This is a genomic window from Halomonas urmiana (assembly GCF_005780185.1).
GTDB classification, from domain to species: Bacteria; Pseudomonadota; Gammaproteobacteria; order Pseudomonadales; family Halomonadaceae; genus Halomonas; species Halomonas urmiana.
In genome coordinates, this window is the sequence record NZ_VBUI01000094.1 from 1 (window position 1) to 300 (window position 300).

Annotated in this window: 1 pseudogene; it reads right to left on the reverse strand. The window is 62.0% G+C overall.

Annotated elements, in window-relative coordinates:
- Positions 1 to 226, reverse strand: a pseudogene (locus FEI13_RS18900) (IS1380 family transposase); the annotation flags it as partial.
- Between the last annotated feature and the right edge of the window lie 74 nt (positions 227 to 300).

The following is a 300-nucleotide window of genomic DNA, read 5'->3' on the forward strand; positions in this document are numbered from 1 at the left end:
AGGGCTTGTCGCGGCGGAAGTTTTCGATGGCGTCATAGTCGCTCATGCCCAGACACAGCAGGCCCAGGTAGCTCTTGACCACGTCGCTGGTGCGCATGCCCAGCGTGGTGGGGAAGCGGCTGTCGATGCTGTCGACGCCGGCGATCTCGAGGCACTGCCCGATGATCGACAACCCGGAATGGCTGGTGAGGGTGAGGCGACTGGCGCGGAACTTGACGTTGGGCATGGCACTGTCTGGGTGAATGGCGATATCCGCTATATTGCCATGCAGGTCAGTGGGTTAGAAGCGCTTCAGGGGGC